Genomic DNA, 6,791 nt, shown 5'->3' with positions numbered 1-6,791 from the left:
GCAGCCCGGCCACCTCGAATTCGCGACGGGTGTGGGTCATGTCGAGCCAGCCGCGTTCGGTGAACGCCGCCCGCAGGTCCTGCCAGGGCAGCGGCTCACCGCGGGCTCGGTGACCGGGGTTGGTCAGGTAGTTCATCGGGTTCTTCAGCCGGGGCCCGAAGTAGTCGTTGCTGCCGAAGACGAACACTCCTGGCCGCGACAGCAGGTCGCCCAGGGTCTGGACCACCGCCGGCACCGCCTTGGGGTGCGCGAGGTTGTCGCCGGTGTTGACCACCAGATCGGGCTCCCACGCGGCCAGCTCACGCAGCCAGGCTTGCTTGCGGCGCTGGTTGGGCGTCATGTGCAGATCGCTGATATGCAGCACCCGAAGCGGCGTCGAGCCCGGCGACAACACAGGCATGGTCAGCTCACGTAGGACGAACGCGTTTCGCTCGACAATCGAGGCATAACCGATTCCGGCGACGGTCGAGCCGAGTGCGATGGCCCCGGAGCGCAACAGCGCGGGCAGAACATCAGCCATGCAGGCAGCCTACTGCCGGATACCGACTCATCGCTCATGTCTTACGACACAGCACCGTTGACGAGCCCTTTCGTCGCCCAACCTAGGGCGGCGGCGGAGGTGGGGCCGGAGGTCCCAACAGCGGGATGGTGATCGGCGGCAGCCCCGGTATCTCGACCACTTGGGATCCGATCGGCGGCGGCAGCGGCCCGCCTTCCGGCGGTGGAGGCGGCGCCGGCGGGATGCCGTTGCTGATCTGGATCGTGATGATCGATCCTGGAATCGTCTGGCCGCTGGGCGATGTTCCGACTACCTCGCCGTACTTTGCGCTGCTGTTGATCGAGGCGGTTTGGTCGGCGACCTGGAAACCGGCTTGTTTCAGGCGCTGGCGCGCTGCGTCTACTTCAAGACCGGCGACGCTGGGCACCCGTGAACCCGCTGAGCCCTCGACATAGCGGGGATCCGTCGGCGGCAGCTTCACTTCGCCGAACGCGGTCGCGATCGGTTTCATTGCAGTGAACCAGGTGCGGGCCGGCTCGTTGCCGCCGTACAAGTCGCCTTCGGCGCAGTGGCGCAGCGGCCCCGAGCACAGATCCGTTGGCGTCGTGGAGTCGTCGTAAATGTAGTTGGCAGCCGCGTAGTGGCTGGTGAAGCCCACGAAGCCGGAGGACCGGTGTGCTTCGGTGGTGCCCGTCTTGCCCGACATCGGCAGGTCCCAGCCGGCCGCACCGGCCGAACCCGCGGCCGTGCCCATGCCCGTCGCGTCTTTGCTCATGGCGTTAGCCAGCGTGTTGGCCAATCCCTGAGGCACGACCTGATCGCACGTCTCGGTGGTCACCGCGACTTCATTGCCGTTGCGGTCGATCAGCTTGTCGATTGGGTTGGGCGGGCACCAGACACCCCCGGAGGCCAGGGTGGCGGCGACGTTCGACAGCTCGAGCGCGTTGACCTCGATCGGGCCGAGGGTGAACGAACCGATGTTCTGCCGTTTGACGAAGTCGGCCAGGCTCTCGTTGCTGTCCGGGTTGTAGTCGCGGGCGGTGCCGGGATTGGCGTAGGAGCGCAGGCCGAGTTTGATGGCCATGTCCACCGTGCGCGTCACCCCAACCTGCTGGATCAGCTTGGCGAACGCGGTGTTGGGCGAGGTGGCCAGCGCGTCGGTGACATTCATCGACCCCCGGTAGTTGCCGGCGTTGATCACGCACCAGGTGTCTTTGGGGCACCCCTTGGCGCCACCGCTGCCCATCCCTTTGGCCTGGAACCGGCCCGGCACGTCGAGCGAGGCGTTGATGCCCATGCCCATGTCCAGCGCGGCGGCCGTGGTGAAGATCTTGAAAACGGACCCGGCGCCGTCTCCGACCAGGGAGAACGGCTGGGGTCGCATGGTTTGGCCGGCGTCCAGGTCCAGCCCGTACGTGCGGTTGCTGGCCATCGCCAGCACGTGGTGGGCATCCTTGCCCGGCTTGATCACGCTCATCACGCTGGAGATGCCCGGCAGGGTGGGGCTGGCGAACTTGTCGATCGCCGCTTTGACCGGGTTCTGCACCTCCGGGTCAAGCGTCGTTTTGATCAGGTAGCCACCCCTGGCCACCTGCTCCTTGCTGATCCCGGCGCGAGACAGGTACTCCTGGACGTAGTCGCAGAAGAATGCCCGGTCGCCGGCCGCGATGCAGCCCCGGGGCAGTTCCTTGGGCTGCGGCAGAATCCCCAACGGCTCGGCCTTGGCGGCCCGCAGTTCCTCGGCCTTGTCGGGCAGGTTCTCGATCATGGTGTCGAGGACCAGGTTCCGCCGGGCCAGGGCGCCTTCGGGGTTGATGTACGGGTTGAGCGTGCTGGTCGACTGCACCATGCCCGCCAACAGCGCCGCCTGCTGCCAATTCAGGTCGGATGCGTTGATGCCGAAGTACGTCTGCGCCGCGTCCTGCACGCCGAACGAGTTGTTGCCGAACGACACCAGGTTCAGGTACTTGGTCAGGATCTCCGGCTTGGTGAAGGTCTTGTCCAGCGTGAGTGCCATCCGGATCTCGCGCAGTTTACGGGCTGGCGTGGTTTCGACGGCTGCCCGCTTTTCCGCATCGGTCTGGGCCGTCACCAGCAGTTGGTAGTTCTTTATGTATTGCTGCTCGATCGTCGAGCCACCACGAGTTTCCACGTCGCCGGATGCGTAGCCGGCCAGCCCCGTCAGGGTGCCCTTCCAGTCCACGCCGTTGTGTTCGGCGAACCGCTTGTCCTCGATCGAGACGATTGCCAGCTTCATGGTGTTGGCGATCTTGTCGCTGGGCACCTCGAACCGGCGCTGCGAGTACAGCCACGCGATCGTGTTGCCTTTCGCGTCGACCATCGTCGACACCGCGGGCACGGCGCCCTCCACAAGCTGAGCCGACCCGTTGGCGACCACCTCAGAGGCGCGGTTGGACATCAGTCCAAGTCCACCCGCCATCGGGAACATCAGTGCGGTGGCGAGAACACCGGCCAGCAGGCAGCACCCAGCAAGCTTCAGCAGGGTGAGAATGGCCGGGGGACGATCGGGCATGGGTCTACAGTATCCGCCCACGGCGACGACGCCATCTCGTCCGGCCCGCAAAACCCTTTCACCTAACTTCTAGGGCCGCGCCAGGGCGGTTACCCGCGGGTTCGTCACCGCCGTTACGAGAATTTTCACAAGTGTCACTGTTCAGAGGCCTAAAACTTGGTCCGCCGACCTCGGGCGGACGCTCGTCGGAGGCCCAGACGGCACGCGCGTCCCAGAAAAACCGTTATCAGACTGTTGCGCAATTGGCACCTGACCACCTAACTTAGACACACGGTGAGATTCAGGTAACACTGCCGTGCACGGTGTGGCGTAGATCGCAGCATTGGTCTGCACCTGAGGAGGGCGGTCGCAACTGCGGCCGATAGGAAGGGAACAGCTCGTGCCAGGAACACGCCCGGCAGCGCGGAGGACGAACTTATCTGCTGCGACTACCCCCCTCCGCGCCGTCGAAGCGGAAGAGCGGATTGCCTGGGTGTCGAAGGCGCTGTGCAGAGCAACGGATCCTGACGAGTTGTTTGTTCGAGGCGCCGCCCAGCGCAAAGCCGCGGTGATCTGCCGGCACTGTCCGGTAATGCAGGAATGCGGGGCGGACGCGCTGGATAACAAGGTCGAGTTTGGCGTCTGGGGTGGCATGACCGAGCGTCAGCGCAGGGCCCTGCTCAAGCAGCATCCAGAGGTGGTGTCGTGGGCAGATTTCTTCGACAAGCGCCGCAATCGCAGCGTCGGCTGACTCCGCCCGCGATCTGAAGTCGGGGCCAACGCCCCGGTGCTTCTACTGCCCCATTACATTTCTGTTACGACGCCTGGCCCTGAAGATCTAATTGGCTTGTGCGCAACCGGATCTGCCGCGCACGTAATACACGGGTTCCTGATCGGGCGGTTGGACGGCCCAGATTTTGCTCAGCGGCTCGCTGCGCGAGCCGCGTCGTCGCCGACGCGGGTTTGATTCGCCGGCTTCTCAGCGGCTGGCTGCGCGAGCCGCATCGTCGCCGACGGAAGTGATCTGGTCGGCGAGGGCGCGGAGAGCCTCCAGGTCAGAGACGTCGAATGGCAGCGACGGAACCCCGATGACCGGCACGTTCGGATTGGCGCCGGTGAATCGGGACAGCAGCCGGATCTCCCGCTTGGCGGTTTGGCCGCGGTCGGCGTGGATCCGCAGCACGGCTGCCGTCAGCGCGGCGGCACCTGAATCGGCGCTCTCGGCCTCCAGCGTCTCGGTGGCGTCGATCGCCCGTTCGACCGGCAACGCACACAACGGCGGGTGTGTGCGGTTCAAGATGAGCCCCGCGAGGGGCATGCCTTCCTGGGAAAGCCGGTCGACGAAGAAGGACGCCTCGCGCAGCGCGTCGGGTTCGGCCGCCGACACCACGACGAACTGGGTGCCGCGGCGCTTCAACAGCGCGTAGGTGCGATCCGCCTTCTCCCGGAAGCCCCCGAATGTGGCGTCCAGAGATTGCACGAATGCGGCCGCGTCGTTCAGCATCTGCGAGCCGAGCACCGTGGACAGCGCCTTGATCGCCAATCCCATTGCGCCGGTGACTAATCGGCCGATGCCTCGTCCAGGCGCCAGCAACAGCCGCCACAGGCGGCTATCCATGAAGCTGCCCAACCTTTTTGGCGCATCCAGGAAGTCGAGCGCGTTGCGCGACGGCGGAGTGTCCACCACCACCAGGTCCCAGCGGTCCTGGGCCAACAGCTGACCCAGCTTCTCCATGGCCATGTATTCTTGCGTGCCGGCAAGCGAGGTGGCGACCGTCTGATAGAACTGGTTGTCCAAAATCGCCTGTGCTCGTTCAGATCCGGAGTACTGGACCACCATTTCGTCGAACGTGCGGCGCATGTCGAGCATCATCGCGTGCAACTCGCCCGTAACTTCTGGTGCTAACGGAACGCGTTGTGGAGTGTTGCCAAGGTCATTGACTCCCAACGCTTGTGCCAGACGCTTGGCCGGGTCGATCGTCAAAACGACTACCGTGCGGCCGTATTCGGCAGCGCGTAACGCCATAGCAGCAGCGGTGGTGGTCTTACCGACGCCGCCGGCGCCGCAACACACCACAACACGGTTGGAGGTGTCGGCCAGGATCGCGGCAATATCCAGGGTTTTCGGCGTGTTGGTCATCGAACCCCCTGCTGTGCAAGTGCTTCGGAGAGCTCATACAGGCTGCCCAGGTCGACGCCGTCGGAGATCGTCGGTAGCTCCAGCCGTGGCACTTTCAACGCGTCGAGCTGTTGCGCGTTCTCGGCGCGCGCGTTGATTCGGGTCGCGTGCTCGATGGTCTCGGTGAGCAGGCCCGCGAAATCGTCGTCGGCGAGGGTGATCCCGGCTGTCGCCAAACCGGCCCGCACCGAGTCCGCGTCGACGTCTCCCTCGGCGGCCTTGGCCAAATCGTCAGGCTCCAGATAGGCCGGAATGTTGCGGTTGACGATCACGCTGCCGATCGGCAGTTGCATTTCCGCGAGTTCCTCGATGGCTTCCATCGTTTCCTGCACCGGCAGCGCTTCCAGCAGCGTCACCAGGTGGATGGCAGTCTGGTCAGAGTGCAGCAACCGCACCACGCCCTCGGCCTGCGAATGCACCGGCCCACCCTTGGCCAGATCGGACACGGCCTTGGTGACGTCCAGGAAGCGCGCGATGCGTCCGGTCGGGGGCGAATCGACGACGATGGCGTCGTAGACCGGCAGCCGGTTTCTGTCGACGCGTATCACGGTTTCCTTGATCTTGCCGGTGAGCAGCACGTCGCGCAGGCCGGGGGCGATCGTCGTCGCGAACTCGATCGCACCGATCCGGCGCATCGCCCGGCCCGCGATGCCCAGGTTGTAGAACATGTCGAGGTACTCCAGGAACGCGGCCTCGATGTCGATCGCCAGGGCGTTGACCTGGCCGCCGCGCTCGGCGGTCGCGATCTTGAGTTCCTGGTAGGGCAGGGGTGGGACATCGAAGAGTTGCGCGATCCCCTGGCGCCCCTCGACTTCGATGAGGAGGACTTTGCGACCGCCCGCTGCCAAGGTCAGTGCCAGCGCGGCCGCGATCGTCGACTTTCCCGTGCCGCCTTTGCCGGTCACAAAATGCAAGCGGGCCTTCGACAAGCGCGCCGGCCACCCCACGGAGTGAGCGCGGCTAGATGTGGTTGCCACCATCGCATGCTAGCCCGACGGCATTAGCCGGCCTCCGGGTTGGCCGGAGCTGGTCATGACCGACCGATAAGCTCGCGTCATGACCGAACGGACCGCGTGGGAGTACGCCACGATCCCGCTGCTGACGCACGCCACTAAACAGATCCTTGACCAATGGGGCGCCGACGGCTGGGAGCTGGTGGCAGTGCTGACCGGTCCCACCGGCGAGCAACATGTCGCGTACCTGAAGCGCCCGAAGTAGCCGTCATGAACTCTGGAACCTCCTGGTTGGCCCGGCTCGGGCACCTCGGTGTCGCGCTACCCCAAGTCGCGGCACCGCTGGCCGCCTACGTCCCGGCGGTACGCACCGGCAACCTGGTCTACACCGCCGGCCAATTGCCGTTCGAGTCCGGAAAGTTGGCGCGCACCGGAAAAGTCGGCGCCGATATCACTCCCGAAGACGCCAAAGCGCTGGCGCGGATCTGCGCGCTCAACGCGTTGTCGGCGGTGGATGCGCTGGTGGGTCTCGACGCGGTGGTCCAAGTGGTCAAGGTCGTCGGGTTCGTCGCGTCCGCTCCGGGATTCAATGGCCAGCCAAGCGTTGTCAACGGAGCTTCCGATCTGCTCGCCGAGGTGTTCGGCGAC

General features: G+C 65.3%; 7 protein-coding genes. 3 read left to right on the top strand and 4 right to left on the bottom strand.

The genetic code is table 11. The features are described from left to right. Both VML93_RS25780 and ponA2 read right to left on the bottom strand, forming a co-directional pair. Positions 1–520: metallophosphoesterase (locus VML93_RS25780; RefSeq protein WP_325615104.1), on the bottom strand; the 520-nt coding region annotated here is incomplete at its 3' end. An 82-nt stretch (positions 521–602) separates the two neighbouring features. Continuing rightward, positions 603–3,032 carry a transglycosylase/D,D-transpeptidase PonA2 gene (gene ponA2, locus VML93_RS25775; RefSeq protein ID WP_325615103.1) on the bottom strand — a complete coding sequence of 810 codons (2,430 nt, stop codon included), beginning with the start codon at positions 3,030–3,032 and terminating at the stop codon, positions 603–605. A gap of 379 nt (positions 3,033–3,411) precedes the next feature. Here ponA2 and VML93_RS25770 point away from each other — a divergent pair, with 379 nt between their 5' ends. After that, positions 3,412–3,762 carry a WhiB family transcriptional regulator gene (locus VML93_RS25770; RefSeq protein ID WP_325615102.1) on the top strand — a complete coding sequence of 117 codons (351 nt, stop codon included), beginning with the start codon at positions 3,412–3,414 and terminating at the stop codon, positions 3,760–3,762. 228 nt (positions 3,763–3,990) lie between these two features. Here VML93_RS25770 and VML93_RS25765 read toward each other — a convergent pair whose 3' ends face one another. Together VML93_RS25765 and VML93_RS25760 are read right to left on the bottom strand one after the other, a co-directional pair. Beyond that, positions 3,991–5,151 carry an ArsA family ATPase gene (locus tag VML93_RS25765; RefSeq protein WP_325615101.1) on the bottom strand — a complete coding sequence of 387 codons (1,161 nt, stop codon included), beginning with the start codon at positions 5,149–5,151 and terminating at the stop codon, positions 3,991–3,993. Further along, positions 5,148–6,170: an ArsA family ATPase gene (locus tag VML93_RS25760; RefSeq protein WP_325615100.1), complete on the bottom strand. Its 1,023-nt coding sequence runs from the start codon at positions 6,168–6,170 to the stop codon at positions 5,148–5,150. Before VML93_RS25760 ends, VML93_RS25765 begins: the two co-directional genes overlap by 4 nt. A gap of 76 nt (positions 6,171–6,246) precedes the next feature. Here VML93_RS25760 and VML93_RS25755 point away from each other — a divergent pair, with 76 nt between their 5' ends. Together VML93_RS25755 and VML93_RS25750 are read left to right on the top strand one after the other, a co-directional pair. Beyond that, positions 6,247–6,408: a hypothetical protein gene (locus tag VML93_RS25755; protein ID WP_325615099.1), complete on the top strand. Its 162-nt coding sequence runs from the start codon at positions 6,247–6,249 to the stop codon at positions 6,406–6,408. Between the two features lie 5 nt (positions 6,409–6,413). Next, positions 6,414–6,791, top strand: a 378-nt coding sequence (locus tag VML93_RS25750; protein WP_325615098.1) for a RidA family protein, incomplete at its 3' end; no start/stop codon positions are given.

It is taken from the genome of Mycobacterium sp., assembly GCF_035499775.1.
Taxonomy (GTDB): domain Bacteria; phylum Actinomycetota; class Actinomycetes; order Mycobacteriales; family Mycobacteriaceae; genus Mycobacterium.
This window is presented reverse-complemented; position numbering and strand designations above follow the sequence as displayed.

Excerpts from the sequence above, each read along its gene's own strand:
- ponA2 (WP_325615103.1), bottom strand. The coding sequence starts at position 3,032 with ATGCCCGATCGTCCCCCGGCCATTCTCACCCTGCTGAAGCTTGCTGGG.
- VML93_RS25765 (WP_325615101.1), bottom strand. The coding sequence starts at position 5,151 with ATGACCAACACGCCGAAAACCCTGGATATTGCCGCGATCCTGGCCGAC.
- VML93_RS25760 (WP_325615100.1), bottom strand. The coding sequence starts at position 6,170 with ATGGTGGCAACCACATCTAGCCGCGCTCACTCCGTGGGGTGGCCGGCG.
- VML93_RS25755 (WP_325615099.1), top strand. The coding sequence starts at position 6,247 with ATGACCGAACGGACCGCGTGGGAGTACGCCACGATCCCGCTGCTGACG.